The following is a 26,179-nucleotide window of genomic DNA, read 5'->3' on the forward strand; positions in this document are numbered from 1 at the left end:
CTTGCCAGCCCGCTCAGAGATGTGTATAAGAGACAGGGACGAGCGAATCACGCAGAACTGGAACCCGATAGCCGCCGAGTACCGGCGCTACGGCACCTTCACGTCCCTGCTGTACGACCGGCTCGCGCTGATCGACGACGGAGAGGTGGTCCCGTGGCTCGCCGCCGACTGGGAGCGGGTCGGCGGCTCGGAGATCGAGATCTCGCTGCGAGAGGCCGACTGGCACGACGGGGAGCCCGTGACGGCCGAGGACGTCGCGTTCACCTACGAGTTCCTCCGAGACACCGCGATGGGAACGACCGACTCGCCGGTGCCGACGCCGGTGTTCCGCGGCCGCGTCTCGGCCGTCGAGGCGGCGACCGCGGTCGACGGGAACACGGTCCGACTGACGCTCGACGGCGTCAACGACGCGGTCGGCGTGCGCGCCCTCCAAGTGCCGATCCTCCCGAAACACGTCTGGGAGGAGCGGACCGGCATGGCGACGATCGCCGGCCTCGAGTTCGACGCGGAGACGACCGAGGCCGTGGTGACGAACAACGAGGACCCGATCGGGAGCGGGCCGGTGCGGTTCGTCGAGGCCGCCCCCGAGGAGTCGGTCGCCTTCGAGCGCAACCCGGACCACTTCCTCGCGCGCGGGTCGGAGAGCGACGGATCGACCGACGACACGGACGGCGACGAGGCGGACCCGCTCGCGGCGATCCCCGAGCGGTTCCGCGGGAAGCCGGCGTTCGACCGACTGGAGATCGAGGTGATGGGGTCGGACGTGGCGGCGGTGCAGACGGTCGGCGACGGGCGCGCTGACGCGACGGTCTCGAATCTCGGGCCGGACTCCGTCCCGCGGATCGGACGCGAGGCCGACGCGAGACTCGTCACGGGGCGGTCCGGCGGGTTCTACCACGTCGGGTACAACACCCGGCGGGCGCCGCTGTCGAACCCCCGGTTCCGCGGGGTCCTCGCGTCGCTGATCGACAAGCGGACCCTCGTCGACACCGCGTTCGACGGGTACGCCGAGGCCGCCGCCTCGCCGCTCGCCGCCACCCCGGAGTGGGTCCCCTCGGAGCTCCTGTGGGAGGACCGCGAGGCGGACCCCGTCCACCCGTTCGTCGGCGAGTCCGGGTCGCTCGACGCGGAGACGGCGCGCGATCGGCTCCGCGACGCGGGGTACCGGTTCGACGAAGAGGGACAGCTGCTCGCGCCGAACACATGAGCCCGCTCCTGTCCGTCGTGAGTTCACTCGCGTTGTGGGTTGGCTCGGCCCTGCTCGTCGCGAGCGTCGTCATCATCCGTCCGCGACGGCTGTACGCGCTCTGGAACGGCCTCCGCGACCGGCTGTGGGAGATCCGGAGGGCGCTCGCCGGGCTCGTGGTGGTGCTGATCGCGAGCGCGATCGGGCGGGGCTCGCTCCAGACGGTCTCCGAGCTGTTCGGGCTCCAGCTGACGTGGGCCATCTACGCGTTGGAGGGGAACTTCGTCGCGTGGATCCAGGCGACGTTCGGCTCGCCCCAGCTGACGATGTACTTCGCGTCGGTGTACGTGTACGGGTACGTGTTCCTGCTCTCGTTCCCGTTCCTCGCGTACCTGGCCCTCCCGCGGACGACGACGGTGGAACGGCTCGTCGTCGCGTACGCGCTCAACTACGCGATCGGGCTCGCGTTGTACACCGTCGTGTTCGCGTACGGGCCGCGCAACGTCATGCCCGATCTGGTGACGTCGCTGCTGTTCACCCACAATCCGGAGTTCATGGCGCTGACGGGCGAGATAAACGAGCCCACGAACGTCTTCCCCTCGCTGCACACGTCGCTGTCGGTGACCGTGGGGACGTTCGCGGTCCTGACCCGGCGGGAGTACCCGCTCTGGACGCCGATCGCCGCGTGGCTCGCGACGAGCGTGGTGATCGCGACGATGTACCTCGGGATCCACTGGCTCACGGACGTGGTCGCCGGGACCGCGCTCGCGCTCGGCGCCGTGTACCTGTCGTGCCGGCTGGTCGAGGAAGGAGAGACGGCGGGGGAGGTCGAAAACGGCGCCGGCGAGGAGTGAGCCGGCCCGCGGAGGAAAGCGGCTGTTACGCGCCTTCGACGAGCCGTTCGAGCTGTTCCGGCGGCACCGCCCCCCGAGCGGCGTGGCCGTCGTACGCGAACGTCGGGACGCCGGTGACCCCGCGCTCCCGCGCCGCGGTGAACAGGTCGGTGACGCGGTCGCGGAGGTCGTCGTCCCCGAGCGCCTCGTCGACGACGGCGGGGTCGAGCCCGTCCACGCGCTCCGCGATGTCGACGAGCACTTCTCGGTCGCCGATGTCCCGTCCGTCCCGCCACAGCGCGGCGAAGACCGCCTCGTCGAACGCGAGCCACGAGTCGGGCTCGGTCTCTCGGACGTGTACCGAGACGATCTGCGCCGGGAGCGAGTCCACGTCGGTCCGGAGCTCCTGGGCCATCTCGGCGTCGTACTCCTCTTGGAGGCGGCGGACGTTCTCGCGGGCCTGCGCGTAGTACTCCTCGTCTTTCCCGTCGTCGACCTCGTCGTCGATCTCGCCGTCCGGGCCGCGCTTGCCCGCTCGGAGGTCGAACGGGTGCCAGTCGATGTCGAGCGGCTCCTCGCGCGTCTCCTGATACCGCGCGAGCGACTGCCGCCCGAGGTAACAGAACGGGCAGACGTAGTCGGAGTAGACCGTGATCGACTCGGTCGCGTCGGGGGCCGGTGCGTCCGCGGCGTCGGTGTTCGACATACCGGCAGTTCGGCCGCGAGGGGCAAAGGCCGTTCGGCGGCGGCGATCGCCATAATTTAAAATAAGCCAGTGGTACCATTCGAGTATGACACCCGCGCGCGAGCCCGTTTCGCCGCCCGTCGCGCTCTCGATCGCCGGAAGCGACTCCGGGGGTGGGGCGGGGATACAGGCCGATTTAAAAGCGATGACCGCGCACGGCGTCTTCGGCACGTCGGTCGTGACGGCGACGACCGCCCAGAACACGCGGGGGGTCCGCGACGTGCACGCGGTGCCGTCGGGGCACGTCGCGAGCCAGTGCGACGCCGTCTTCGACGACTTCGACGTGAGCGCGGTCAAGACCGGGATGTTGGCCACGGCCGAGACGGTCGAGACGGTGACCGGACTGGTCGCGGCGGTCGAGGCTCCGATCGTCGTCGACCCGGTGATGGTCGCGGCGAGCGGCGACCGCCTGCTGTCGCCCGAGGCGGAGACCGCCTACGAGGGGCTGATCGAGGCGGCGACGCTCGTCACGCCCAACGCCGACGAGGCCGAGGTGCTGGTCGACGCCCCTGTCGAGGCGCCGGCCGACGCCGAGCGCGCCGGGCGAGAGCTGGTCGCGGTCGGCGCCGACGCAGCGCTTATAAAAGGCGGCCACCTCGGCGACGGGGAGCGCGTGACCGACACGCTCGTTGTTGGAGGCGAGGAGGGAGAGGCAACCGCGCTTCGGTTCGAGAACCCGCGCGTCGCGACCGAGGCGACCCACGGCTCCGGCTGCGCGCTGTCGAGCGCGGTCGCCGCCCGGCTGGCGCGCGGCGAGCCCCTCCGCGAGGCGGTCGCCGCCGCGGTCGACGGGATGGGACCCGCGATCCGGCGCGGCTACGACGTGGGCGAGGGACCCGGCGCGGTGAACCCGACGGCGTTCGACGGGGGCGCGTAGGGGCTCGTCTCCGGTCAGACGAAGTTGAGCGGGACCATCAACAGGACGCCGAGCCCGATCCCGCCGGCGAGCACCGGCTTGCCGCCGCCGGGCAGGTCCCTCCCGGTTTCGAGCGCCTCGGGGATGAACTCGGAGAGGACGAGGTAGATCATCGCGCCGGCGGCGAAGCCGAAGCCGTACGGGAGGAACTCGCGGGCGTAGCGGACGAACGCGAACGCGACGACCGCGCCGATCGGCTGGGGCAGGCTGGAGAACACCGACCACCACACCATCTTCCACTTCGAGACGCCCATCGACCGCAGCGGGATGGAGATGGCGGTCCCCTCGGGCACGTTGTGGATCGAGATCGCGAGGGTCATGAACACCGCCAGAAGCGGGACCGTGAACCCGAACAGCTGGGTGCCGCCCTCCAGCCCGAGGTCCGCGAAGGAGACGCCGACCGCGATCCCCTCCGGGAAGCTGTGAACGGTCAGCACGCCGAGGATCAGGACGAGCTTCTTGAAGTCGGCCTCCTCGTACTCCTGCGGGTCGATCTCGGCGTCCATCAGCACGTCGTGCGCGAGGACGACGAGGACCACGCCGGCGAGCATCCCGATCCCGATCTCCGCGGGCGTCCCCTCGGCGAGCCCCTCGTTGACGAGTCCGAACAGCGACGCCGCCACCATGATCCCGGACGCGAACCCCCACAGCGCCACGTTACCGCGGTCGCTGATCGAGTCGAAAAAGAAGAACGGGAGCGCGCCGACGCCGGTCGCGAGGGCCGTGATCAGCCCCGCGACGAAGACGAACGCGAACGCGTCGAGTGCGACCATACGTTCGGCGGTTCGATCGGCCGACACTTAACGATCGTGGAGGGGTCACGCAAGTCCGCGGACGATCCCGAAGATCAGGCGAACAGAAGCAGCGCGGCCGACAGCAGCAGCACCGCCAGTTTCGCCCCGAGCGGAGGGCGACGAGCCCGCGACCGAACCGGAGGCGCCGTCCGAATCGGTTTCGGGCGAAGCGGCTTCGGGCGAAGCGTTCTGGGCTCGGATGCGCCGTCGTCGGCGGTCGGTTCCGCGACCGAGCCGTCGCGATCGAGGACGCCGCTAGCCGGGACCCACGCCGCGAGCGCGCCGAGCAGGAGCGTCGACGCGAGGGCGGGGTCGGTCGAGGCGATGTCGTCGGTTGGGGCGAGGTCGTCGGTTGGGGTGGGGTCATCGTCCGAGTCGCTCGGCGGTTCCTCGGCCGCCGCGGTCACCGCCCCCCGTTCGTCCCGGTCGCGGACGATCGACCAGACCTCCGTGACGGCGAGCAGGCCGAACGGGAGCAGCACCAGCGCGACGAATCCGGCCTGCGTGCCCGCGAACCGGATCACGTACCCGATGTACGGGACCGTCAACGCCACTGCGCCGACGAGGTTCGCCGCGGGGACGAGCCCGGGGTCCGGTCCCTCGTTGGCGTCGCCCCGCGTCTCGAAGGCGAGGCCGCCGCTCTCGTCGACGACGTCGATCACGCGGTGCGTCACCGGCACGTCGCTCGTGCCGCGAGCGAACGTGAGCACTCGCAGGGACGACCGCACACCCGTAGGGTTTTACCCGCCGACGGCGGGAGTACGGGTATATGCCAACGGGGATCGTCGGGGAGTTCCTCGATCTCAAGGCGGAGACCGACGCGGACGTTCTCGCCATGCAGTGCGGCGACTTCTACGAGTTCTTCGCGGACGACGCCGAACTGGTCGCCGACGAGCTGGACCTGACCGTCTCACAGAAGTCCTCGCACGGCTCGTCGTACCCGATGGCGGGCGTGCCCCTCTCCGAGCTGACACCGTACATGAAGGCGCTCGTCGAGCGCGGCTACCGGGTCGCGGTCGCCGACCAGTACGAGACGGACGACGGCCACGCCCGCGAGATCACTCGGGTCGTCACGCCCGGTACCCTCCTCGAAACCGCCGACGACGACGCGCGGTACCTCGCGGCGGTCGTCCGCGAGGGGAACGACCGCGGGCGGTCCGCGGGCGCGTCGGCGACCGACGGCGACGCCGGCGGCCCCTACGGGCTCGCGCTCGCCGACGTGACCACGGGTCGGTTCCTCGTCACCGAAGTCGAGACCGCCGGCGACCTCCGCGCGGAGCTGTACCGCTTCGACCCCGCGGAGGTCCTCCCGGGGCCGCGCGTCCGCAACGACGACGAACTGCTCGGGGCAGTCCGCGAGGACCTGTCGGGGTCCGTCTCCGTCTTCGACGCCGAGTCGTTCGCGCCGGGGCGCGCGACGCACGCGGTCCGCGAGCAGTTCGGCCGAGAGACGGCCGACAGCGTCGGGATCGACTCCGAGCTTGCGATGCGCGCGGCGGGCGCGGTCCTCGGCTACGTCGAGGAGACCGGCGCCGGCGTGCTGGCGTCGATCACCCGGCTCACCGCCTACGGCGACGACGACCACGTCGCCGTCGACGCCACGACCCAGCGCAACCTCGAGCTCACCGAGACGATGCGCGGCGAGAGCGAGGGCTCGCTGTTCGAGACGGTCGACCGCACCGTCACCGCCGCGGGGGGGCGACTCCTTCGAGAGTGGCTCACCCGACCGCGGCGAGACGGCGCGGAGCTGACCCGCCGGCTCGACGCGGTGGAGGCGCTCGCGTCGGCGGCGCTCGCGCGCGACCGCCTGCGCGAGACGCTCGGCGACGCGTACGACCTCGAGCGGCTGGCCGCGCGGGCGACGAGCGGGAGCGCGGGCGCCCGGGAGCTGCTCTCGGTGCGGGACTCGCTCGCGTTAGTGCCCGCGCTCGCCGACGCCGTGTCCGGGACCGCGCTCGCCGACTCCCCGGTCGCGGCGGTCCTCGACCGGATCGACCGCGAGCGCGCCGCGACCCTCCACGACGAGCTCGCGGCCGCGCTCGCGGAGGACCCGCCGAAGGCGAAGACGCAGGGCGGGCTGCTCCGCGAGGGGTACGACGACGAGCTCGACGAGCTGATCGCGAGCCACGAGGAGGCGGCCGAGTGGCTCGACACGCTCGCGGAGCGCGAGAAGCGGCAGTACGGGCTGAGCCACGTCACCGTCGACCGCAACAAGACGGACGGCTACTACATTCAGGTCGGCAAGTCGGTCGCAGACCAGGTGCCCGAACACTACCGCGAGATCAAGACGCTGAAGAACTCGAAGCGGTTCGTCACCGACGAGTTGGAAGAGCGGGAGCGCGAGGTGCTCCGGCTGGAGGAGGCGCGCGGCGAGCTGGAGTACGAGCTGTTCGAGGCGCTCCGCGAGCGGGTCGCCGCCGACGCCGAGCTGCTGCAGGACGTGGGGCGCGCGGTCGCCGAGATCGACGCGCTCGCGTCGCTGGCGACCCACGCCGCCGGCAACGACTGGACGCGTCCCGAGCTCACCGACGAGCGCCGGCTCGACGTGGAGGCCGGGCGCCACCCCGTCGTCGAGCGGACGACCGACTTCGTGCCGAACGACCTCCGGCTCGACGGGGAGCGCGGCTTCCTGATCGTCACCGGGCCGAACATGAGCGGGAAGTCGACGTACATGCGGCAGGCGGCGCTGATCCAACTGCTCGCGCAGGCGGGGTCGTTCGTCCCCGCACGGTCGGCCACCGTCGGGCTCGTCGACGGGATCTACACCCGCGTCGGCGCGCTCGACGAGCTGGCGCAGGGTCGGTCGACGTTCATGGTCGAGATGCAGGAGCTGTCGAACATCCTCCACTCGGCGACCGAGGAGTCGCTCGTCATCCTCGACGAGGTCGGGCGCGGCACCGCCACCTACGACGGGATCTCGATCGCGTGGGCCGCGACGGAATATTTGCATAACGAGGTGCGCGCGCGCACCCTCTTCGCCACCCACTACCACGAGCTGACGACGCTGGCCGACCACCTCCCCCGCGTCGCCAACGTCCACGTCGCCGTCGACGAGCGCGACGGGGAGGTGACGTTCCTCCGGACCGTCCGCGACGGCCCGACGAACCGGTCGTACGGCGTCCACGTCGCAGACCTCGCGGGCGTCCCGGAGCCGGTCGTCTCCCGCGCCGACACGGTCCTTGACCGGCTCCGCGAGGAGAAGGCGATCGAGGCGAAGGGCGGGGGGCGGGACGACGGAGCGGCCGCCGGGAGAGACGCAGCCGACGGCGACACGAGACAGGTCGTCTTCGACCTCTCGTCCGGGTCGTTCGCGGGCGAGGGCCGAAAAGCATCAGAGACCCGGAGCGATGTCGAAACCGCGACGAACGGTGCTCGATCGACGGAGTCCGAGGCGGTCGGAGCGAAGCAGAGTGAGCCGGAGGCGACCGAACCGAGCGGTCTCGATCCGGAGACCGAGGCCGTGCTCGCGGAGCTGGCCGACGTCGACGTCGCGGCGACCGCGCCGGTGGAGTTGCTGTCGCGGGTCCAAGAGTGGCAAGAGCGGCTCGACGGGAACCGCTGACGACCGGCGAGAGGGGGACTACCGACGACGGGCACGACGGAGCGTCTGACGTAAGAACTAATGTCCGACCTCGTCGTTTACTGCGTATGGGTATTATGAGCAAGATCCTCGGCGGCGGCGGAAATCGCTCCGTCGACGACTACGTCGAGCTCGACCTCGACGACTTCGCCGAGGCGCACGCCGACACGGGGATGCAGGTACACATCGCGGAGATCGGCGACCAGGGCGACGTGATCCCGATCAAAGACGCCGTCTACGACGGCGACTTCGTCATCGCGGACATCACCAGGCACTCCACGTCGGACCGCACGGTCGAACACATCATCGACGAGCTGCGACAGGTCGCCCAGGAGGTCGACGGCGACATCGTTCAGAAGGGCGACGACCAGATCGTCATCACGCCGACCGGCGTGGGCATCTCGCGCGAGAAACTGTAGGATATCCGGCCTCCCGCCGAATCGCGACCGAACCGTGGCATATATGCCCGTCTCGCGCCCACGTACGACCGAATGGACGAGCCGGTCTTGCTGACGGGCGCCGGCGGACGGGTGGGGCAGGCCATCCTCCGCGGCATCGGCGACGACTACGAGTGGCGACTCCTCGACAGGGAGCCGCTCCCGGCGGCGAAGGTTCCGAACGGGGTTCCCGACGCCGACCGGTACGTCGCCGACATCACCGACGCGGACGCCGTCCGGGAGGCGATGGCGGGCGTCGGCGCCGTGATCCACCTCGCCGGCGACCCGCGGAAGACGGCGCCGTGGGACTCGGTGATCCGGAACAACATCGACGGGACGCAGGTCGTGATGCGCGCGGCCGTCGACGCGGGCGTCGAGCGGTTCGCGTTCGCCTCATCCAACCACGCCGTCGGCGGCTACGAGACCGAGGACCGCACGCCGGACCTGTACCGCCCCGACGACGGCTACCGCCTCGACGGGACCGAGCTCCCCCGCCCCGGGAACCTCTACGGCGTCTCGAAGGCGACCGGCGAGGCGCTCGGGCGCTTCTACCACGACGAGTTCGACATGAGCGTCGTCTGCGTCCGGATCGGGAACCTCACGAAGGACCACCCGCCGCGGGAGTACGAGCGCGGGCAGGCGATGTGGCTCTCGCACCGCGACTGCGCGCACCTGTTCGACCGGTGTCTGCAGGCCGACTACGGCTACGAGATCGTGTACGGCATCTCGAACAACGACCGACGCTACTACTCGATCGAGCGCGCCCGCGAGGCGCTCGGCTACGACCCCGCCGACAACTCCGCGGAGTACACGTTCGAGGGGAGACCGAAGGGCGACGCCGGCGAGGGAGACGGGGCGGGCGAAGGGAACGGGCCGGGCGAAGGGAACGGGCCCGCCGATGAGGACACTGACGCCGATCCCGACGACGGTCCGGCCGATCCCAACTTCCCGACGGACCCCGACACGCCGACCGACGGCGCCTGACGGGAGCGGAGTTTTCAGAACAAGTCGTCGACGTCTCGCCGCCTCCGTTCCGCCAGTTCGACATGGTCCGCGAGCCGTGCGGCCACCTGCGGCCGGGCGTCGGGCGTGCGGAGGAACGCGAACAGCAGCTCCGCGAACCGCGTCCGGCCGGTGCCGCGCTCCTCTCGCGCGAGCCTCGTCGCGGTCTGGAAGGTCTCCTCGTCGCCGGGCGCGAGCGCGTCGGCCAGCGCGGGCGCCGCGAGCAGCGCCGCCTCTAGGTCGAGGTCGCCGAACCGCGGCGCCGCGTCCCCGATCCGGACCGTCGGCGGAACCGCGCGCTCGATCGTTTCGGGATCGGCCGCGAGCCGGCGGCACCAGTCCCGAACGGGCTCGATGTCGACCCTCCGGGTCGCCGGTCCGACTCCGCCGAGGTACTCGACCGCGTTGCCCGCGCAGCCGGTCGCACCGGACCAGTTGCGTGTACCGGCGTGATGGGTGGCCGCGGCGGCCGCGATCAGCCCGTGGAGCAGGCGCTCGTCGGTCCCCGCCGCGAGCGGGAGCCACGCCGCCTCCCACGGATCGTGCGCCGCGAGGACGTGCCCCTCGTTGAAGAGGGCGGCGCCGGCGCGGAGCGCGGCGGGGACGGAGGGTTCGGCGTCGACGGCGTCGGAGCCGAGGTCGCGATCGGGCATGTCGACCCGTCGGAGACTCCAACGGATAAACCGTGAGGCCGCCCGCGGTGACCGCCGGAAGCGAAAAAAGGGATGAAACAGAGAGAGGACGGAAACAGAGAGGGCGAAGCGTCGGCGAGGGGAAAGGAGAGAGCGAAGCGTCGGCGGGGAGTCGGTGACTCGATGCGGTCAGCCGTCGGCCGCGCCGGCCGGCTCGTCGGCGGGCGCCGAGAGCGCGCGGCCGAAGGCGCGGTCGAACGCGTCCGGGTACCGACGGTGGAGGGCCGCGCCGGCGATCGCGCCGACGAGGGAGGCCGCGGCGAACGCTGACGCGGTCGGGAACGCGGCGACCGCGAGCGTCAGGGCCGGCAGCGCGGCGAACGTCAGTGTCGCACGCCACGAGGGCGCGCGGTCGGACGGGGCCGGACCGGCGTAGAGGTCGGGGTGTCTCGTGCGTCTGGAGGGGGAATCTCGTTGCATCGTGGTGTTGTGGGTTGAGTGGCGCGAGTCCTCGCGCCGCGGTCGGAGTCGGTGCGTCAGTCGGGGACCGCGTGGACCGGGAGCGCCCGGCGGCGTCCGCTACCGGGGACGCGCCTCGTGGACCCCAACGATATCGGTGAGGTCGTCGACCTCGGTGTCCGGCGCGAGCCGGAGCGAGGCGTCGACCTCGACGGTGAGGTCGTTGAGGCGCGGCCGGAGGGCGACGACGTCGACGTGTTCGACGTCGACGCCGTCGCGGCCGGCGAGCTTGGTGCGGACCCCGGCGTGGAGGTCGCCCGCGGCGTCGCGGGAGACCGCCAGCCGGAGCGCGACATCGGTCGCGCGGTGGCAGGAGTGGACTGCCATACGGACCCGGGAGGGAGTCGATTCCTCACCCCGAGGCTCTGCCGCTTGAGCTACCGGGTCCAACTGTCGGAAATGGGGGAGAGAAGGCGGCGCTCGCTCCGACGGGCGAAGCCGGCCGCCCCCGCGTCGGGGTTACGCGGCGATGGCGTCGAAGCGAGCGACGACCGTTCCGCGACCCCGCTTCCCGACGCTCCAGAGGGGGGCGAGCATCGGGATGGTGTCGCGGACGGTCATGGGTGGGGCGCCCGGCGGGGGAGTCCGCTCGGGCGTATTCTCATTGACAGGAGGAACCGAGTTAATAGTTGCCCGTGTGTGCGAATCAATAGCGTGATTCGTTTTCGCGAAAAAATACCCGTGAGTTATTCCTCGCGGGGAACAGAGGATCTCCGGTCCAAGACACCAGTACACTAAGGAGGACGGCGGCCATACGATCGGTAGACGTGTCCAGCCTGTTGCCGGTCATCGCGGCGATCCTCGTGTCGGGACTCGTCGTCCAACTGGTCGCTCACCGCCTGAAAGTACCGAGCGTCATCTTCTACCTCCTCATCGGTGTCGTGTTGGGACCGGAGGTGTTGGGGCTCGTAACGCTCGAAACGTTCGGGAGCGGGCTCGAGATAATCGTCGGGATCAGCGTCGCGATCATCGTCTTCGAGGGGGCGTTCGCCCTGCGGATCGAGCGGATCCGAGGCGCGTCCACGGTGTCCCTCCGGCTGGTGACGATCAGCGCCCTCGTGATGTTCGTCGGAACGTCGGTCGCGGTTCGGTTCCTCGAGGGCGCCAACTGGGAGATCTCGCTGCTCATCGGCGCGCTACTGGTGGCGACCGGACCGACCGTGATCACGCCGATACTCAACGTCGTTCGCGTCAGAGACCACGTCGCGACGGCGCTGGAGACCGAGGGGATCGTCAACGACGTGACCGCCGCGATCGTCGCCGTGGTGATCTTCGAGACGCTGCTGCTCGACGACCTCGGGGTTCCGGCGACCGTCTTCTCGTTCGTCGAGCGGCTCGGGGTCGGGGTGCTCGCGGGGGTGCTCGCGACGGTAGTGATCTACTACCTGTTGAACAGCGACCTGGTCCCCGAACGCGACGTGCAGGCGTCGCAGTTCCTCGTGTTGGCGGCCGCGGTCGGGGCGTTCGCGGCCGCCGAGGCCGTCGCCGCCGAAGCGGGCATCGCGGCGGCCGCGACGAGCGGGATGCTTCTCGGGAACCTCGACATCACCAACAGAGAGGAGATCGAGGAGTTCGTGGGGAACACGACGCTCGTCGTCCTCTCGTTCGTGTTCATCTCGCTGGCCGCGCTGATCAACGTCGAGGCGATCGCGGCGCTCGGCCTCGGTGCGGTCGGCCTCGTGCTCGTGATCATGCTCGTGCTCCGGCCGCTCGGGGCGCTGATCGCCACCGCGGGCGTCGAGCGGTTCACGTGGCCGGAGCGACTGTTCCTCGCGGGCGTGGGCCCGCGTGGGATCATCCCGGCGAGCGTGGCCACGCTGTTCGCGATCGAACTGGAGCTCGCGGGGAACGTGGCGGCCGGCGAGCTGCTGGTCGGGACGGTGTTCGCCGTCATCTTCGCGACGGTCGCGGTCGAGGCCGGACTCGCGCGACAGATCGGCGACGTTCTCGGAGTGTCACCAATGCGCACAATAATCATCGGCGGCGGTCGGGTCGGCCGGGCGCTCGCCACACGACTGGAGCGGCGGGGCGAGTACGTCGTCATCGTCGAGATCGACGACGAAGAGATCGAGCGGGCGCGCTCGGAAGGGTTCACCGTGTACGACGGCGACGGCAGCGACGCGGAGACGCTGCGCGGCGCGGGCATCGGCGACGCCAAGCGGCTGATCACGGTGACCGGCGACGACGACATCAACCTCCTCGCGTGCCAGCTCGCGATCACGAAGTTCGACGTCAAAACGGTGTACTCGCGCGTGAACGAGCCCGACAACGTCGACGCCTTCGACAGCATCGGCGTGAAGGCGATCGACTCGCCGACGGCCACCGCCGTCGCCATCGACGACGAGATCGAACGGCCGGCGATCACCCACTGGATGAACGAGCTGGGCGACAGCCACGACGTCCAGGAGGTCGAGGTGACCGCGGAGAATCTCGCCGGAAAAAGCATCCGCGACCTCAACGCGCAGATCCCCGACGGCACCTTCGTCGCCGTCGTCAGCCGCGACGGCGAGAACCACGTGCCGTCGGCCGACAGCGTGCTGGAGTACGGCGACCACGTCACCTTCATCGGCGACTCCGACGCGGTCAGGCAGGCGATGGACCGGTTCCATCCGCACGATTAAGACGCCGACCGGGAGGCTCCGTCCGTCCGCGGATCGAGGGCGATGAGCGTCAGACCGGCGCCCGGTTGTGTATCAGCAGTTTCCAGCGGGAGATCGTTCCTCGCCCTCTTCCCCACGTATAAATGGTCGGCGTCGGTACGGTGAAGAGCTCCGAAGCCCGGACCGCTCGACACCGCCAGAAGACGCTCGCCTCGCTTCGTGGCCGGTCTTCGCCCAACTGCCTGCGAAACCGACGGTCTCGCAACGCTCAGCGCTGCGACTCCCGTGCGCCCGCTCGCTACGCTCGCGGGACCGCACCTCGCGCCTCCCCAACCTCGTCGGAGCGGTGCTTATAAATGCCGGCGACCGCGCGCGCTCCTCGTGGCCGCTGCTGGCGGCCACTCGAAGGCACACACCACCGCAATAGCATTTATAAATCGAAAACGAATACAGCGTACAGCGCAGAGTGCACGCACGGCTCGCTGTGCTCGCCGTTCAGTGTGTCGGGAAACGTCCTGACGGAGTCCTGCGCGAGTGAAACGAGCGCAGGGCACGTCAGGACCGAACGCCGCGGCTGCCGAACGAAGTGAGGCAGCCGCAAAGTGAGCGTCCTGACGGAGATTTGAACTCCGGTCCCTGGCTCCGCAAGCCAAGAGGATAGTCCACTACCCTACCAGGACTCAAATGAACGTACCGCGCTAGTACTTAAGACGGTTACGGTCCGTAGAGCGCGTGGCGAACGATCGCACACGGCGCGGTCCGGCCGACGTGATCGCGCCGGGATTGCACACCTTTTGTATCGACGGGACCGATGAACCGGTATGACGACGCCCCGACCCGCGACGGCGACGCCGCGGACACCGCGAAACGAACGCGCCGATGCGACCGCGAAACCCCCGCAAGGACAACGCTTATGCGCGGACTCGATAACCGAGGAGGTACGCGTATGGGAGTGATAGAGGACGTCTACGAGGATCTCGACACCGACGTCGAGTTCGAGAAGTTCGAGGCGGCCGTCGAGGACAAGGTCGAGCAGATGGGCGGGCTCGCCGACGAGGAGACCGCCGCGATGCTCATCGCCCACGAGCTGCGCGACGAGGAGGCCGACACGATCGCCGACATCGAGCCCGGCATGAACGACGTGAAGTTCCTCGGGAAGGTGACCTCCATCGGCGAGATCAAGACGTTCGAGCGCGACGAGGAGGACGCCGAGGAGGGGCGCGTCTGCAACGTCGACGTGGCGGACGCCTCCGGCTCCGTCCGCGTCGCGCTGTGGGACGAGATGGCCGCGGCCGCCGAAGAGCAGCTGGAGGTCGGGCAGGTGCTCCGGGTCAAAGGGCGTCCGAAGGAGGGGTACAGCGGGCTCGAAGTGAGCGCGGACAAGGTCGAACGGGACGAGGACGCCGAGGTCGACGTGCAGGTGCTCGACACCTACCGGGTCGAGGACCTCTCGCTCGGCGCGTCCGACGTCGACCTCGTCGGGCAGGTGCTCGACACGGACTCGATCCGCACGTTCGACCGCGACGACGGCTCCGAGGGACGGGTCGCCAACCTCACCGTCGGCGACGAGACCGGTCGCGTGCGCGTGACGCTGTGGGACGACAAGGCCGACCTCGCCGACGAGTTCGAGCCCGCCGAGGTCGTCGAGGTCGGCGACGGCTACGTCCGCGAGCGCGACGGCGACTTGGAGCTCCACGTCGGCGACCGCGGCACCGTCGAGCGCGTCGAGGAGGACGTGGAGTACGTCCCGGAGACGACCGACATCGCCGAGTTGGAGATCGGCGAGACCGTCGATATCGGCGGCGGCGTGATCGAGACGGACCCGGTGCGCACGTTCGACCGCGACGACGGCTCCGAGGGACAGGTCCGAAACGTCCGCGTCAAAGACGACACCGGCGAGATCCGCGTCGCGCTGTGGGGGGACAAGGCCGACCGCGAGATCGAGCTGGCCGACCGCGTCGTCTTCACCGACGTGGAGATCCAGGACGGCTGGCAGGACGACCTGGAGGCGTCCGCGAACTGGCGCTCGACAGTCACCGTCCTCGACGAGCGAAGCGACGCGGCCGGCGGGGCGGCGGACGGCGCGTCCGGACCCGGCGCCGGCACCGCGGGCGACGACCGCGGCGCGAGCGAAACCGGGCTCGGTGCCTTCGCCGAGGACGGACAGAAGGCGGCCGCCGAGGCCGTCGCGGGCGAGACCACGGGAGACGACGGGAGCGACGCGGACAGCGGCGGGAACGCCGGATCCGGTGGCGCAACGGCCGCGACGGCGGAGCGGTCGGCCGAGGACATCGAGTTCACCGGGACGGTCGTCCAGACCGGCGATCCCGTGGTGTTGGACGACGGCCAGCGGACGAAGAGCGTCGAGACCGACGCGAGCCTGCGACTCGGCGAGGAGGTCACGGTGCGCGGGACGGAGCGCGGCGGGACGATCGACGCCGACGACGTGTTCTGATCGGGCAGGGACGGCAACGGGACCGCCGGTCGACGACGCGAGCACCGGCGAGGACGGGATCGACGACGCGAGTAGCGGCGACGCAGCCGCTCGGCGGCGGAGAGCGGGTAACGGAAACGTTTTACGGTGCACGGACGCGACTGTGTGTATGAGTGTCGAGTTGCCGTTCGCGCCGGTCGACGGGATCATCCGGCGGAACGCCGGGGACCTCCGCGTGAGCGCGGACGCCGCCGAGGAGTTGGCTCGCCGGATCCAAGCGCACGGCGCGGAGCTGGCGATCGACGCGGCCGAACGGGCAACCGAGGACGGACGGAAGACGCTGATGGCGTCCGATTTCGGCGTCGAACAGGTGATCGCCCGCGAGGATCTCGCCCTTCCCGTCGCGCCCATCGACCGCATCGCCCGGCTCCGGATCGACGACCGATACCGGGTTGGCGTCGACGCGCGCATCGCGTTGGCCGACATCCTGGAGGACTACGCCGACAACGTCGCGAGCGCGGCCGCGACGCTCGCGCGACACGCCGACAGACGGACCGTACAGGCCGAGGACATCGAGACGTACTTCGCGTTGTTCGAGTAGATGCACTTCGGCTACAGCGAGCGGTGTCTCGAACACGACACCGGCGAACGACACCCGGAAAACCCGGACCGACTGCGCGCGATCCGCCGCGGGCTGGCGAAGCGGCACGGCGTCGAGTACGTGGAGGCCGACCCCGCGACGCGCGAGGAGGTCGTCGCGGTCCACGACGCGGAGTACGTCGACGAGCTGGAAGCGTTCGTCGCCGACGGCGGCGGGAGCTGGGACCCAGACACCGTCGCGAGCGACGGGACGTGGGACGCCGCGCTCGCCTCGGCCGGCCTCTCGCAGTGGGCGGCTCGGTCCGCGCTCGACGGCGCCGACGGCCGGGACACTCCCTTCGCGCTCGGGCGGCCGCCGGGCCACCACGCGGTCCCCGACGACGCCATGGGCTTCTGCTTCTTCAATAACGCCGCCGTCGCGGCCCAGACCGTCCTCGACGACGGGGCCGCCGATCGAGTCGCGATCTTCGACTGGGACGTACACCACGGGAACGGCACCCAAGACGTGTTCTACGAGCGCGGCGACGTGTTCTACGCGTCGATACACGAGGAGGGACTCTACCCGGACACCGGCGCGCTCGACGAGACCGGTCGCGACGAGGGCGAGGGGACGACGGTGAATCTCCCGCTCTCTGCCGGTGCGGGCGACGCCGACTACCTCTACGCCATCGACGAGGCGGTCGCCCCCGCGCTCGAGCGGTTCGACCCCGACCTCGTGATCGTCTCGGCCGGGTTCGACGCCCACCGGCACGACCCCATCTCGCGGATGCGCGTCTCCTCGGAGGGGTACGCGCTGATGACTGATCAGATTCGATCGGTCACCGACGATATCGGGGCCGCGACCGCCTACGTCCTCGAAGGCGGGTACGGCCTCGACACGCTGGCCGACGGCGTCTCGATGGTCCACGAGACGTTCGACGAGCGCACGCCGGTCGGCAACGACGACGATCCCGACGAGAAGACGGAGTCGCTGGTGGCCGAGCTTCGGGAGCTGCTCGAGTTGTAGCGGGACGGGCCAGTCGTCGTTCGCGGAGCCGATTTTCGAAAGGTGTTCGTTGACGTCGATGACGAGTCGCTCCGCTCGCCGATCGGCGGCGACAGAATACGCCCGGAGCGGGATTTGAACCTGAATCAGACGTGCTCGCTCCCGTCGGTCGCTGCGCGCGACTGATAGGGTTCAAATCCCCACGAAACGATTCGTCGCCGCCGGTATCGACTCGCTTCGCTCGTCGATTGGCGGCGACAGAATACGCCCGGAGCGGGATTTGAACCCGCGTCACGACCGTGACAGGGTCGTATGATGGGCCACTACACCATCCGGGCAAACAGCGACAGACCCCGAAGCGTGGGGACGCCCGGAGCGGGATTTGAACCCGCGTCACGACCGTGACAGGGTCGTATGATGGGCCACTACACCATCCGGGCTTGTCGCAGTCATTCGTACCCTTGTCTGGCAAATAAGGCTTGTCATCGCCGACGACGGTGGGGACGGGTGACAGGGGGAACGACGACTCGCGGCGCCGGCGATCGCGGCGGTACCCTTTTGTGTGATACCCGCATGAGTAGGAGTATCGCACGCCCCCGTCGTCGTGAGCCGCGCACGGCGGAGGCGGTTGACAAGTCTTATGCCGCTGGCCCATATAGCGATCTGTAGTATCTCGTGATAGCTTCTTTCAATAACCACCACCCATGGTAGACGTAAGCCAACACGAACTCGTCCCGGACCACGTTCTCCTCGAGCCCGAGGAAGTCGACGAGGTTCTGGCGGAGTACGACGTGAAACGGACGAACCTACCGAAGATCAAACGCACTGATCCCGCGCTCCCCGACGAGGCCGAGGTCGGCGACGTGGTGAAGATCGTTCGAAACTCCCGCACGACCGAGGAAGCTGTCGTGTACCGATTAGTCGTCTCATGAACAGGCAAGATCGACGCGTAGTCTCACGCGAGTACTTCTCGGACGAACGGCTCGCCGAACATCACTTCCGCTCGTTCAACAACTTCCTGGACCGCGGCATGCAGGAGGTCGTCGACGAGAAGGAGACGATCGAGACCGACATCGGCGACAAGGAGGGCCAAGAGCCCGTCTACGTCGAGCTCGGCGACGTGCGGATGGTCACCCCGCGCGTCCGCGAGGCCGACGGCTCCGAGGAGCTGCTGTACCCCCAGGAGGCCCGCCTCCGAAACATCACCTACTCGGCGCCCGTGTTCATGGAGATGTCCATCGTGCGCGGCGGCGAGGAAGAGCCCGAGCAGGTCGTCGACACGACCGAGACCAAGGTCGGCCGGATGCCGATCATGGTCGGCTCGGACAAGTGTAACATGGCCGGCTTCTCCGACGAGGAGCTCATCGACATCGGCGAGGACCCCGTCGACCCCGGCGGCTACTTCATCGTCAACGGCTCCGAGCGCGTGCTGATGACCTCGGAGGACCTCGCGCCGAACAAGATTCTCGCCGAGTACGACTCGAAGTACGGCGACGAGATCCAGGTGGCGAAGACGTTCTCCCAGCGCCGCGGCTACCGCGCGCTGGTGCTCTGTGAGCGCAACCGCGAGGGGCTGCTCGAAGTGTCGTTCCCGTCCGTCTCGGGCTCGATCGACTTCGTGACCCTCGTCCGCGCGCTCGGACTGGAGTCGGACGAAGAGATCGTTCACCGGGTCTCCGACGACCCGGAGATCGTGAAGTTCATGCTGGAGAACTTGGAGGAGGCGTCGGTGCAGACGACCGAGGAGGCCATCGAGACCCTCGGCGAGCGCGTCGCCTCCGGCCAGGGGAAGAACTACCAGCTCAAGCGGGCGAACTACGTCATCGACCGCTACCTCCTCCCCCACCTCCACGAGGAGGGCGTCGAGGAGGAAGACGTGCGGATCAACAAGGCGTACTACCTCTGTCGGATGGCCGAGGCGTGTTTCGAGCTCGCTCTGGACCGCCGCGAGGCCGACGACAAGGACCACTACGCGAACAAGCGCCTGAAGGTCTCCGGCGACCTGATGCGCGACCTGTTCCGGACCGCGCTGAACAAGCTGGCTCGAGACGTGAAGTACCAACTCGAGCGCGCGAACATGCGGAACCGCGATCTCACCGTCAACACGGTCGTCCGCTCCGACGTGCTGACCGAGCGGCTCGAACACCCGATCGCGACGGGCAACTGGGTGGGCGGCCGTTCCGGCGTCTCCCAGCTCGTCGACCGGACCGACTACATGGGCGTGCTCTCGCACCTCCGGCGCCTGCGCTCGCCGCTGTCGCGGTCGCAGCCGCACTTCAAGGCGCGGGACCTCCACGCGACCCAGTGGGGTCGCATCTGTCCCTCCGAGACGCCGGAGGGGCCGAACTGCGGGCTCGTGAAGAACTTCGCGCAGGCGATGGAGCTCTCACAGACCGTGGACGACGAACAGGGGCTGAAACGAGAACTGGCGTCGATGGGTGTCGAGGGGATCCCCGGCATCGAGGGCGTCGAACGACAGACGGCGGACGACTAATATGGCTCAGGCAGAACGCGAAGCGAAGGTGTACGTCAACGGGAGCCTCGTCGGGACCCACCCGGACCCCGAGGCCCTCGCCGAACAGATCCGCGAGGCCCGCCGACGCGGCGACGTCTCGGAGATGGTGAACGTCTCGGTCAAGGACCGGACCCAGGAAGTGATCGTCAACGCGGACGCGGGACGCGCCCGTCGCCCGCTGATCGTCGTCGAGAACGGCGAGCCCCTGCTGGGCGACGAGGAGGTCGAGGCCGTCGAACGTGGCGAGGTCGAGTTCGAGGATCTCGTCGAGCGCGGCTACGTCGAGTTCATCGACGCCGAGGAGGAGGAGGACATCCTCGTCGCCGTCGACGAGGAGGATGTGACCGACGACCACACGCACCTCGAGATCGACCCGCAGCTCGTGTTCGGTATCGGCGCGGGGATGATCCCGTACCCCGAGCACAACGCAAGCCCCCGGATCACGATGGGCGCGGGGATGATGAAGCAGTCGCTCGGACTCCCCTCCGCAAACTATCGGATCCGGCCGGACACGCGGCAGCACCTGCTGCACTACCCACAGCTGGCGATGGTGAAGACGCAGACGTCCGACCAGATCAGCTTCGACAAGCGGCCGGCGGCGCAGAACTTCGTCGTCGCCGTGATGTCCTACGAGGGATTCAACATCGAGGACGCGCTGGTGATGAATCAGGGCTCCGTCGACCGCGCGCTCACCCGCTCGCACTTCTTCCGGACCTACGAGGGCGAGGAGCGCCGGTATCCCGGCGGCCAGGAGGACCGCTTCGAGATTCCCGACCAGGACGTGCGCGGTGCGCGCGGCGAGGACGCGTACACCCATCTCGACGAGGACGGCCTCGTCAACCCCGAGACGAAGGTGGACGAGTCCTCGGTGCTGCTCGGCAAGACCAGCCCGCCGCGCTTCCTCGAGGAGCCCGACGACATGGGCGGGCTCTCCCCGCAGAAGCGCCGGGAGACGAGCGTGACGATGCGCTCGGGCGAGTCCGGCGTCGTCGACACCGTGACCCTGATGGAGGGCGAGGACGGCTCCAAGCTCTCGAAGGTGAAGGTGCGCGACCAGCGGGTCCCCGAACTGGGCGACAAGTTCGCGTCCCGACACGGCCAGAAGGGCGTCGTGGGCCACCTCGCCCCCCAGGAGGACATGCCCTTTACCGAGGAGGGGGTCGTCCCCGACCTCGTGATGAACCCGCACGCGCTCCCGTCCCGGATGACGGTCGGCCACGTGCTGGAGATGCTCGGCGGCAAGGTCGGCTCGCTGCGCGGCTCGCGGGTCGACGGCACGCCGTTCCAGGGCGAAGACGAGGAGGAGCTCCGCGGCGGGCTGGAGGAACACGGCTTCAAGTCCTCCGGCAAGGAGGTCATGTACTCCGGCGTCACCGGCGAGAAGATCGAGGCGGAGATCTTCGTCGGGACGATCTTCTACCACAAGCTGTACCACATGGTGTCGAACAAGCTCCACGCTCGCTCGCGCGGTCCGGTGCAGGTGCTCACGCGCCAACCGACCGAGGGGCGCGCCCGCGAGGGCGGCCTGCGCGTCGGGGAGATGGAGCGCGACACGATCATCGGCCACGGCGCGTCGATGGTGCTCAACGAGCGGCTCTTGGAGTCCTCCGACGCCGAGACCGTACACGTCTCCGCGGAGACGGGGCTCGTCGCCGTCGAGGACCGCGAGCAGCGCCGCGTGTACGACCCGGTCACGGGCGACGAGGACGACATCCACGAGCTCGAGGTCAGCTACGCGTTCAAGCTGCTGCTCGACGAGATGATCGCCCTCGGCATCCGACCGAAACTCGAACTGGAGGACGCTATTTAAATGTCAATGCAAACACCGAAAGTGCTCGGCGGCATCGACTTCGGCCTCATGGACCCGGAGACGTACCGGGACATGTCGGCGACGAAGGTGATCACGGCCGACACGTACGACGACGACGGCTACCCGATCGACATGGGGCTGATGGACCCGCGACTCGGCGTCATCGACCCCGGCCTGGAGTGCCGGACCTGCGGCTCCCACTCCGGCTCCTGTAACGGCCACTTCGGCCACATCGAGCTCGCCGCGCCCGTCATCCACGTGGGCTTCACGAAGCTCATCCGGCGGCTGCTCCGCTCGACGTGCCGCGAGTGCGGCAAGCTGGCCTTAGACGAGGCACAGCGCGACGAGTTCCGCGACCGCTACGAGCGGGCGAAGGAGCTCGGCGACGACGAGCACGACGTGTTGAAGGCCGCCGTTCGGCAGGCCCGAAAGGCGTCGACGTGCCCGTTCTGCGGCGAGCCGCAGGCGGACATCAAACACGAGAAGCCGACCACCTACTACGAGGTCCAGGACGTGCTCTCGGGCGACTACTCCGAGCGCATCGCGGCCGCGATGCAGCCCGACGAGGAGGAGGACGACCCCGGCACCTCGCCGCAGGAGCTCGCCGAGAAGACCGACATCGCCTTAGAGCGGATCAACGACATCATGGCCGGCGAGTTCCGCCCGCGAAAGGAGGACCGCCGCGCCATCGAGAAGGCGCTCGACGTCGACCTCACCGAGGAGGACATGAACAAGCTGATGCCCTCGGACATCCGCGACTGGTTCGAGGACATCCCGAACGAGGACCTCGAGGTGCTCGGTATCGACTCCGAGCACTCCCGACCGGAGTGGATGATCCTGACGGTCCTCCCGGTCCCGCCGGTCACCACGCGTCCCTCCATCACGCTCGACAACGGCCAGCGCTCCGAGGACGACCTCACGCACAAGCTGGTCGACATCATCCGGATCAACCAGCGGTTCATGGAGAACCGCGAAGCGGGCGCCCCCCAGCTGATCATCGAGGACCTCTGGGAGCTGCTTCAGTACCACGTCACGACGTTCGTCGACAACGAGATCAGCGGGACGCCGCCGGCTCGACACCGCTCCGGACGCCCCCTCAAGACCCTCAGCCAGCGGCTGAAGGGGAAAGAGGGCCGCTTCCGCGGCTCGCTGTCCGGGAAGCGCGTCAACTTCTCCGCGCGGACCGTCATCTCGCCGGACCCGACCCTCTCGCTGAACGAGGTCGGCGTCCCGGACCGGGTCGCCAAGGAGATGACCCAGACGCTCAACGTCACCGAGCGCAACGTCGAGGAGGCGCGCCAGTACGTCCGGAACGGGCCCGAGGCCCACCCCGGCGCGAACTACGTGCGTCGCCCCGACGGTCGCCGGCTGAAGGTGACCGAGAAGAACTGCGAGGAGCTCGCCGAGAAGGTCGATCCCGACTGGGAGGTCAACCGCCACCTCGTCGACGGCGACATCGTGATCTTCAACCGGCAGCCCTCGCTGCACCGGATGTCCATCATGGCCCACGAGGTCGTGGTGATGCCGTACAAGACGTTCCGGCTCAACACCGTCGTCTGTCCGCCGTACAACGCCGACTTCGACGGCGACGAGATGAACATGCACGCGCTGCAGAACGAGGAGGCCCGCGCCGAGGCGCGCGTCCTCATGCGCGTCCAAGAGCAGATCCTGAGCCCCCGTTTCGGCGGGAACATCATCGGCGCGATCCAGGACCACATCTCCGGGACGTACCTGCTCACGCACTCGAACCCCGAGTTCACGGAGACGCAGGCGCTGGACCTGCTGCGTGCGACCCGCGTCGACGAGCTGCCCGAGGCCGACGGCGTCGACGACGAGGGACGCGAGTACTGGACCGGCCGGACACTGTTCTCTGAGCTGCTCCCCGACGACCTCTCACTGGAGTTCACCTCTTCGACGGGCGACAGCGTGCTCATCGAGAACGGCCAGCTGGTCGAGGGGACGATCGACGAGGACGCCGTCGGCGCGTTCGGCGGCGAGGTCGTCGACACCCTCACCAAGGAGTACGGCGAGACGCGCTCGCGCGTGTTCATCAACGAGATCGCGTCGCTGGCGATGCGCGCGATCATGCATTTCGGATTCTCCATCGGGATCGACGACGAGTCGATCCCGCCGGAGGCCGAAGAGCAGGTCGACGACGCCATCGGGAGCGCCTACGACCGCGTCCAGGAACTAATCTCGACGTACGAGGCCGGCGAGCTGGAGTCGCTGCCGGGTCGCGGCGTCGACGAGACGCTGGAGATGAAGATCATGCAGACGCTCGGGAAGGCGCGCGACTCGGCCGGTGAGATCGCCGACCAGCACTTCGGCGACGACAACCCGGCGGTCGTGATGGCCCGCTCTGGCGCGCGTGGCTCGATGCTGAACCTCACGCAGATGGCCGGCTCCGTCGGCCAACAGGCGGTCCGAGGCGAGCGGATCAACCGCGGCTACGAGGACCGGACGCTCTCCCACTACAAGGAGAACGACCTGTCCGCGGAGGCGCACGGCTTCGTGGAGAACTCCTACCGCGGCGGGCTGACACCCGAGGAGTTCTTCTTCCACGCGATGGGCGGCCGCGAGGGGCTGGTCGACACGGCGGTCCGGACCTCCAAGTCCGGCTACCTCCAGCGCCGGCTCATCAACGCGCTCTCCGAGTTGGAGGCGCAGTACGACGGCACGGTCCGAGACACCTCGGGCCGGATCGTCCAGTTCGAGTTCGGCGAGGACGGCACCTCGCCGGTGAAGGTCTCCTCCGGCGAGGGCGACGGCATCGACGTCGACGACATCGTCGACCGTGTCGTCGACGCCGAGTTCGAGTCCGACGACGAGAAGGATCGGTTCCTCGGCGAGCGCACCCCGCCGACGAACCTCTCGGAGCATTCCGGACCGGGCCTGAACAAGGCCTCGGGGGTGGAGTCTGATGACTGAGTACGACCACGTCACCGACGACATGGAGGCGGTCGTGGAGGCGACCGAGCTCCCCAGCCGCCTCAAAGACGAGGTGTACGAGGCGCTCGACCGGAAGGCGGAGGAGAGCGGCGAGATCACGATCGAACAGGCCACCGAGGTCGCGACCGGCGTCGAGAACCGCTACATCGAGACGCGGGTCGACCCGCTCGACCCCGTCGGCACCGTCTCCGCGCAGTCGATCGGCGAGCCCGGGACGCAGATGACGATGAACACGTTCCACTACGCCGGCGTCGCGGAGATCGACGTCACGCAGGGGCTCCCCCGGCTCATCGAGCTGGTTGACGCCCGGAAGACGCCGGACACGCCGATGATGACGGTCCACCTCGAAGGCGAGTACGCCACGGACCGCCAGAAGGCCCACGAGGTCGTCTGGTCCATCGAGGCGACCCGCATCCTCGCGCTCGGCGACGTGTCGACGAACGTCGCGGACATGCTGGTGCGGATCGACCTGAACGACGACACCCTCCTCGAGCGGTGGCCGACCCACTCGGACCCGTCTGAGGTCGCCGCGATCATCGCCGAGACGATCGAGGACTCGCTCGGCGTCGACACTCGGCAGTCGGGGACCGTCGTGGAGTTCGGCCCGAACGAGCCGAGCTACCGCGAGCTGCTCCAGCTCGTCGAGCGGCTCCGGGAGATCGTGTTCAAGGGGATCGAGGAGATCGAACGCGTCGTCATCCGGAAAGAGGAGATCGACGGCGAAGAGGAGTTCGTCCTCTACACCGAGGGGTCGGCGTTCGGCGACACCCTCGACATCGAGGGCGTCGACGCCTCGCGCACGACGTGTAACAACATCCACGAGATCTACCGCAACCTCGGGGTCGAGGCGGCCCGCGAGACGATCATCGACGAGACGAAGAACACGCTCGAAGAGCAGGGGCTCGACGACGTGAACGTCCGCCACCTCATGCTCGTGGCCGACATCATGACGAACAACGGCGAGATCGAGTCGATCGGTCGCCACGGCATCTCGGGCTCGAAGGACTCGGTGCTCGCGCGCGCCGCGTTCGAGGTGACGGTCAACCACCTGCTCGACGCCGCGATCCACGGGGAGTACGACGAGCTCGACGGCGTCATCGAGAACGTCATCGCCGGCAAGCCGATCTCGCTCGGCACCGGCGACGTCGACCTCCGGATGGGGTCGCGCGTCGTGGGCGACGACTGATGCGCGTCGAGCTCTCCGACGAGGCGCGGCGCTACATCGGTCGCTTCGACGAGCTGACCGGGGTCGCGCCGAAGGACTGCCTCGTGGAGGGCGACCGGCTCGTGTTCCTCGTGCCGGCCGGCGAGATGGCGGCCGCGATCGGACAGGCCGGCGAGACCGTCGAGGAGGCGGAGCGCCGGCTCGCCAAGTCCGTCGAACTGGTCGAGGACGCCGACACGCCGGAGGCGTTCGTCGCGAGCGCGCTCTCGCCCGCGGCGGTCAACGCCGTGACGATCTCGGAGCAGAACGACCGCGTGGCGTACGTCGAGGTGCCGGAGCCGGACCGCGGCGTCGCCATCGGCGCCGACGGCGCCAACATCGAGACGGCGCGGACGCTGGCGAAGCGGCACTACGACATCGACGACATCCAGTTGACCTGAGACGGAACCCCACGCCCTTTTGCCGACGCGCTCGTTT

Annotated in this window: 21 protein-coding genes, 3 tRNA genes and 1 pseudogene; 16 read left to right on the forward strand and 9 right to left on the reverse strand. The window is 69.0% G+C overall.

The genetic code is table 11. The annotated features are described in order from the left end of the window. Together C469_RS07930 and C469_RS07935 are read left to right on the forward strand one after the other, a co-directional pair. Positions 1–1,207 (forward strand): ABC transporter substrate-binding protein (locus C469_RS07930; protein ID WP_147587269.1); only part of this gene is annotated, 1,207 nt, incomplete at its 5' end. Further along, a complete protein-coding gene (locus C469_RS07935) occupies positions 1,204–2,040 on the forward strand; it encodes a phosphatase PAP2 family protein (protein ID WP_008005447.1) in 837 nt (278 codons plus the stop codon). The genes C469_RS07930 and C469_RS07935, both read left to right, overlap by 4 nt. A 25-nt stretch (positions 2,041–2,065) precedes the next feature. Here C469_RS07935 and C469_RS07940 read toward each other — a convergent pair whose 3' ends face one another. Next, positions 2,066–2,725 (reverse strand): DsbA family oxidoreductase, encoded by a 660-nt coding sequence (locus C469_RS07940; protein ID WP_008005448.1) that lies wholly within the window; start codon positions 2,723–2,725, stop codon positions 2,066–2,068. Positions 2,726–2,810: 85 nt separating this feature from the next. On the opposite strand from C469_RS07940, the gene thiD reads away from it, so the two are divergent. Further along, positions 2,811–3,641, forward strand: a complete 831-nt coding sequence (gene thiD, locus C469_RS07945; protein WP_008005449.1) for a bifunctional hydroxymethylpyrimidine kinase/phosphomethylpyrimidine kinase — start codon at positions 2,811–2,813, stop codon at positions 3,639–3,641. 14 nt (positions 3,642–3,655) lie between these two features. Here thiD and C469_RS07950 read toward each other — a convergent pair whose 3' ends face one another. Then, a complete protein-coding gene (locus tag C469_RS07950; protein WP_008005450.1) occupies positions 3,656–4,453 on the reverse strand; it encodes a ZIP family metal transporter in 798 nt (265 codons plus the stop codon). A 218-nt stretch (positions 4,454–4,671) separates the two neighbouring features. Continuing rightward, positions 4,672–5,184: pseudogene (locus C469_RS07955) on the reverse strand (signal peptidase I); the annotation flags it as partial. Between the two features lie 59 nt (positions 5,185–5,243). On the opposite strand from C469_RS07955, the gene mutS reads away from it, so the two are divergent. The 3 genes from mutS (at position 5,244) to azf (ending at position 9,475) form a co-directional block, all read left to right on the forward strand. Then, positions 5,244–8,036 carry a DNA mismatch repair protein MutS gene (gene mutS / locus C469_RS07960; RefSeq protein ID WP_008005454.1) on the forward strand — a complete coding sequence of 931 codons (2,793 nt, stop codon included), beginning with the start codon at positions 5,244–5,246 and terminating at the stop codon, positions 8,034–8,036. Between the two features lie 86 nt (positions 8,037–8,122). Beyond that, positions 8,123–8,473 (forward strand): cell division protein SepF, encoded by a 351-nt coding sequence (locus tag C469_RS07965; protein WP_008005456.1) that lies wholly within the window; start codon positions 8,123–8,125, stop codon positions 8,471–8,473. A 72-nt stretch (positions 8,474–8,545) separates the two neighbouring features. Beyond that, positions 8,546–9,475: an NAD-dependent glucose-6-phosphate dehydrogenase Azf gene (gene azf, locus C469_RS07970; protein ID WP_008005457.1), complete on the forward strand. Its 930-nt coding sequence runs from the start codon at positions 8,546–8,548 to the stop codon at positions 9,473–9,475. Positions 9,476–9,489: 14 nt separating this feature from the next. On the opposite strand, the gene C469_RS07975 is transcribed toward azf, so the two are convergent. The 3 genes from C469_RS07975 to C469_RS07985 all read right to left on the reverse strand — a co-directional run bounded on the left by C469_RS07975 (position 9,490) and on the right by C469_RS07985 (position 10,971). Next, positions 9,490–10,146, reverse strand: a complete 657-nt coding sequence (locus C469_RS07975; RefSeq protein ID WP_008005459.1) for a DUF309 domain-containing protein — start codon at positions 10,144–10,146, stop codon at positions 9,490–9,492. A 168-nt stretch (positions 10,147–10,314) separates the two neighbouring features. Beyond that, positions 10,315–10,605, reverse strand: a complete 291-nt coding sequence (locus C469_RS07980; protein WP_008005460.1) for a hypothetical protein — start codon at positions 10,603–10,605, stop codon at positions 10,315–10,317. Positions 10,606–10,704: 99 nt separating this feature from the next. Then, positions 10,705–10,971: a hypothetical protein gene (locus tag C469_RS07985; RefSeq protein ID WP_008005462.1), complete on the reverse strand. Its 267-nt coding sequence runs from the start codon at positions 10,969–10,971 to the stop codon at positions 10,705–10,707. Positions 10,972–11,423: 452 nt separating this feature from the next. On the opposite strand from C469_RS07985, the gene C469_RS07990 reads away from it, so the two are divergent. Next, the gene (locus tag C469_RS07990) at positions 11,424–13,265 is read left to right on the forward strand and encodes a cation:proton antiporter domain-containing protein (RefSeq protein ID WP_008005465.1); all 1,842 of its coding nucleotides are present in this window, start codon (positions 11,424–11,426) and stop codon (positions 13,263–13,265) included. Between the two features lie 586 nt (positions 13,266–13,851). Here C469_RS07990 and C469_RS07995 read toward each other — a convergent pair. Next, positions 13,852–13,924, reverse strand: a tRNA-Arg gene (locus C469_RS07995). Between the two features lie 266 nt (positions 13,925–14,190). Between C469_RS07995 and C469_RS08000 the strand changes: the two genes are divergently transcribed. From C469_RS08000 to C469_RS08010, 3 genes are all read left to right on the forward strand, one after another. Then, the gene (locus tag C469_RS08000; RefSeq protein ID WP_008005467.1) at positions 14,191–15,699 is read left to right on the forward strand and encodes a single-stranded DNA binding protein; all 1,509 of its coding nucleotides are present in this window, start codon (positions 14,191–14,193) and stop codon (positions 15,697–15,699) included. A gap of 148 nt (positions 15,700–15,847) precedes the next feature. Next, the gene (locus C469_RS08005) at positions 15,848–16,279 is read left to right on the forward strand and encodes a histone (protein ID WP_008005469.1); all 432 of its coding nucleotides are present in this window, start codon (positions 15,848–15,850) and stop codon (positions 16,277–16,279) included. Then, positions 16,280–17,284 carry a histone deacetylase family protein gene (locus C469_RS08010; RefSeq protein WP_008005471.1) on the forward strand — a complete coding sequence of 335 codons (1,005 nt, stop codon included), beginning with the start codon at positions 16,280–16,282 and terminating at the stop codon, positions 17,282–17,284. A gap of 244 nt (positions 17,285–17,528) precedes the next feature. Here C469_RS08010 and C469_RS08015 read toward each other — a convergent pair. Both C469_RS08015 and C469_RS08020 read right to left on the reverse strand, forming a co-directional pair. Beyond that, positions 17,529–17,601: transfer RNA gene (locus C469_RS08015), tRNA-Asp, on the reverse strand. A gap of 29 nt (positions 17,602–17,630) precedes the next feature. Further along, positions 17,631–17,703: transfer RNA gene (locus C469_RS08020), tRNA-Asp, on the reverse strand. A gap of 264 nt (positions 17,704–17,967) precedes the next feature. Between C469_RS08020 and C469_RS08025 the strand changes: the two genes are divergently transcribed. The 6 genes from C469_RS08025 to C469_RS08050 are packed head-to-tail and all read left to right on the forward strand — an operon-like array spanning position 17,968 to position 26,142. Then, entirely contained in the window at positions 17,968–18,195 is a 228-nt protein-coding gene (locus C469_RS08025; RefSeq protein WP_004048733.1) for a DNA-directed RNA polymerase subunit H, read from the forward strand. Further along, entirely contained in the window at positions 18,192–19,757 is a 1,566-nt protein-coding gene (locus C469_RS08030) for a DNA-directed RNA polymerase subunit B'' (RefSeq protein ID WP_008005474.1), read from the forward strand. Before C469_RS08025 ends, C469_RS08030 begins: the two co-directional genes overlap by 4 nt. A gap of 1 nt (position 19,758) precedes the next feature. Then, positions 19,759–21,588, forward strand: coding sequence for a DNA-directed RNA polymerase subunit B (rpoB, locus tag C469_RS08035; RefSeq protein WP_008005477.1), 1,830 nt, complete (start codon positions 19,759–19,761; stop codon positions 21,586–21,588). 6 nt (positions 21,589–21,594) lie between these two features. After that, positions 21,595–24,516, forward strand: a complete 2,922-nt coding sequence (locus C469_RS08040) for a DNA-directed RNA polymerase subunit A' (RefSeq protein WP_049911156.1) — start codon at positions 21,595–21,597, stop codon at positions 24,514–24,516. Next, complete coding sequence (gene rpoA2 / locus C469_RS08045; protein WP_008005481.1) at positions 24,509–25,723, forward strand: DNA-directed RNA polymerase subunit A''; 1,215 nt, start codon at positions 24,509–24,511, stop codon at positions 25,721–25,723. The genes C469_RS08040 and rpoA2 overlap by 8 nt, the downstream gene beginning before the upstream one ends. Next, positions 25,723–26,142, forward strand: coding sequence for a NusA-like transcription termination signal-binding factor (locus C469_RS08050; protein ID WP_008005483.1), 420 nt, complete (start codon positions 25,723–25,725; stop codon positions 26,140–26,142). Before rpoA2 ends, C469_RS08050 begins: the two co-directional genes overlap by 1 nt. Positions 26,143–26,179: the final 37 nt, after the last annotated feature.

This window comes from Halorubrum lipolyticum DSM 21995, assembly GCF_000337375.1.
Lineage (GTDB): Archaea > Halobacteriota > Halobacteria > Halobacteriales > Haloferacaceae > Halorubrum > Halorubrum lipolyticum.

Coding starts and splice junctions, on each gene's coding strand:
- C469_RS07935 (WP_008005447.1), top strand. CDS start 1,204: ATGAGCCCGCTCCTGTCCGTCGTGAGTTCACTCGCGTTGTGGGTTGGC.
- C469_RS07940 (WP_008005448.1), bottom strand. CDS start 2,725: ATGTCGAACACCGACGCCGCGGACGCACCGGCCCCCGACGCGACCGAG.
- thiD (WP_008005449.1), top strand. CDS start 2,811: ATGACACCCGCGCGCGAGCCCGTTTCGCCGCCCGTCGCGCTCTCGATC.
- C469_RS07950 (WP_008005450.1), bottom strand. CDS start 4,453: ATGGTCGCACTCGACGCGTTCGCGTTCGTCTTCGTCGCGGGGCTGATC.
- mutS (WP_008005454.1), top strand. CDS start 5,244: ATGCCAACGGGGATCGTCGGGGAGTTCCTCGATCTCAAGGCGGAGACC.
- C469_RS07965 (WP_008005456.1), top strand. CDS start 8,123: ATGGGTATTATGAGCAAGATCCTCGGCGGCGGCGGAAATCGCTCCGTC.
- azf (WP_008005457.1), top strand. CDS start 8,546: ATGGACGAGCCGGTCTTGCTGACGGGCGCCGGCGGACGGGTGGGGCAG.
- C469_RS07975 (WP_008005459.1), bottom strand. CDS start 10,146: ATGCCCGATCGCGACCTCGGCTCCGACGCCGTCGACGCCGAACCCTCC.
- C469_RS07980 (WP_008005460.1), bottom strand. CDS start 10,605: ATGCAACGAGATTCCCCCTCCAGACGCACGAGACACCCCGACCTCTAC.
- C469_RS07985 (WP_008005462.1), bottom strand. CDS start 10,971: ATGGCAGTCCACTCCTGCCACCGCGCGACCGATGTCGCGCTCCGGCTG.
- C469_RS08000 (WP_008005467.1), top strand. CDS start 14,191: ATGGGAGTGATAGAGGACGTCTACGAGGATCTCGACACCGACGTCGAG.
- C469_RS08005 (WP_008005469.1), top strand. CDS start 15,848: ATGAGTGTCGAGTTGCCGTTCGCGCCGGTCGACGGGATCATCCGGCGG.
- C469_RS08010 (WP_008005471.1), top strand. CDS start 16,280: ATGCACTTCGGCTACAGCGAGCGGTGTCTCGAACACGACACCGGCGAA.
- C469_RS08025 (WP_004048733.1), top strand. CDS start 17,968: ATGGTAGACGTAAGCCAACACGAACTCGTCCCGGACCACGTTCTCCTC.
- C469_RS08030 (WP_008005474.1), top strand. CDS start 18,192: ATGAACAGGCAAGATCGACGCGTAGTCTCACGCGAGTACTTCTCGGAC.
- rpoB (WP_008005477.1), top strand. CDS start 19,759: ATGGCTCAGGCAGAACGCGAAGCGAAGGTGTACGTCAACGGGAGCCTC.
- C469_RS08040 (WP_049911156.1), top strand. CDS start 21,595: ATGCAAACACCGAAAGTGCTCGGCGGCATCGACTTCGGCCTCATGGAC.
- rpoA2 (WP_008005481.1), top strand. CDS start 24,509: ATGACTGAGTACGACCACGTCACCGACGACATGGAGGCGGTCGTGGAG.
- C469_RS08050 (WP_008005483.1), top strand. CDS start 25,723: ATGCGCGTCGAGCTCTCCGACGAGGCGCGGCGCTACATCGGTCGCTTC.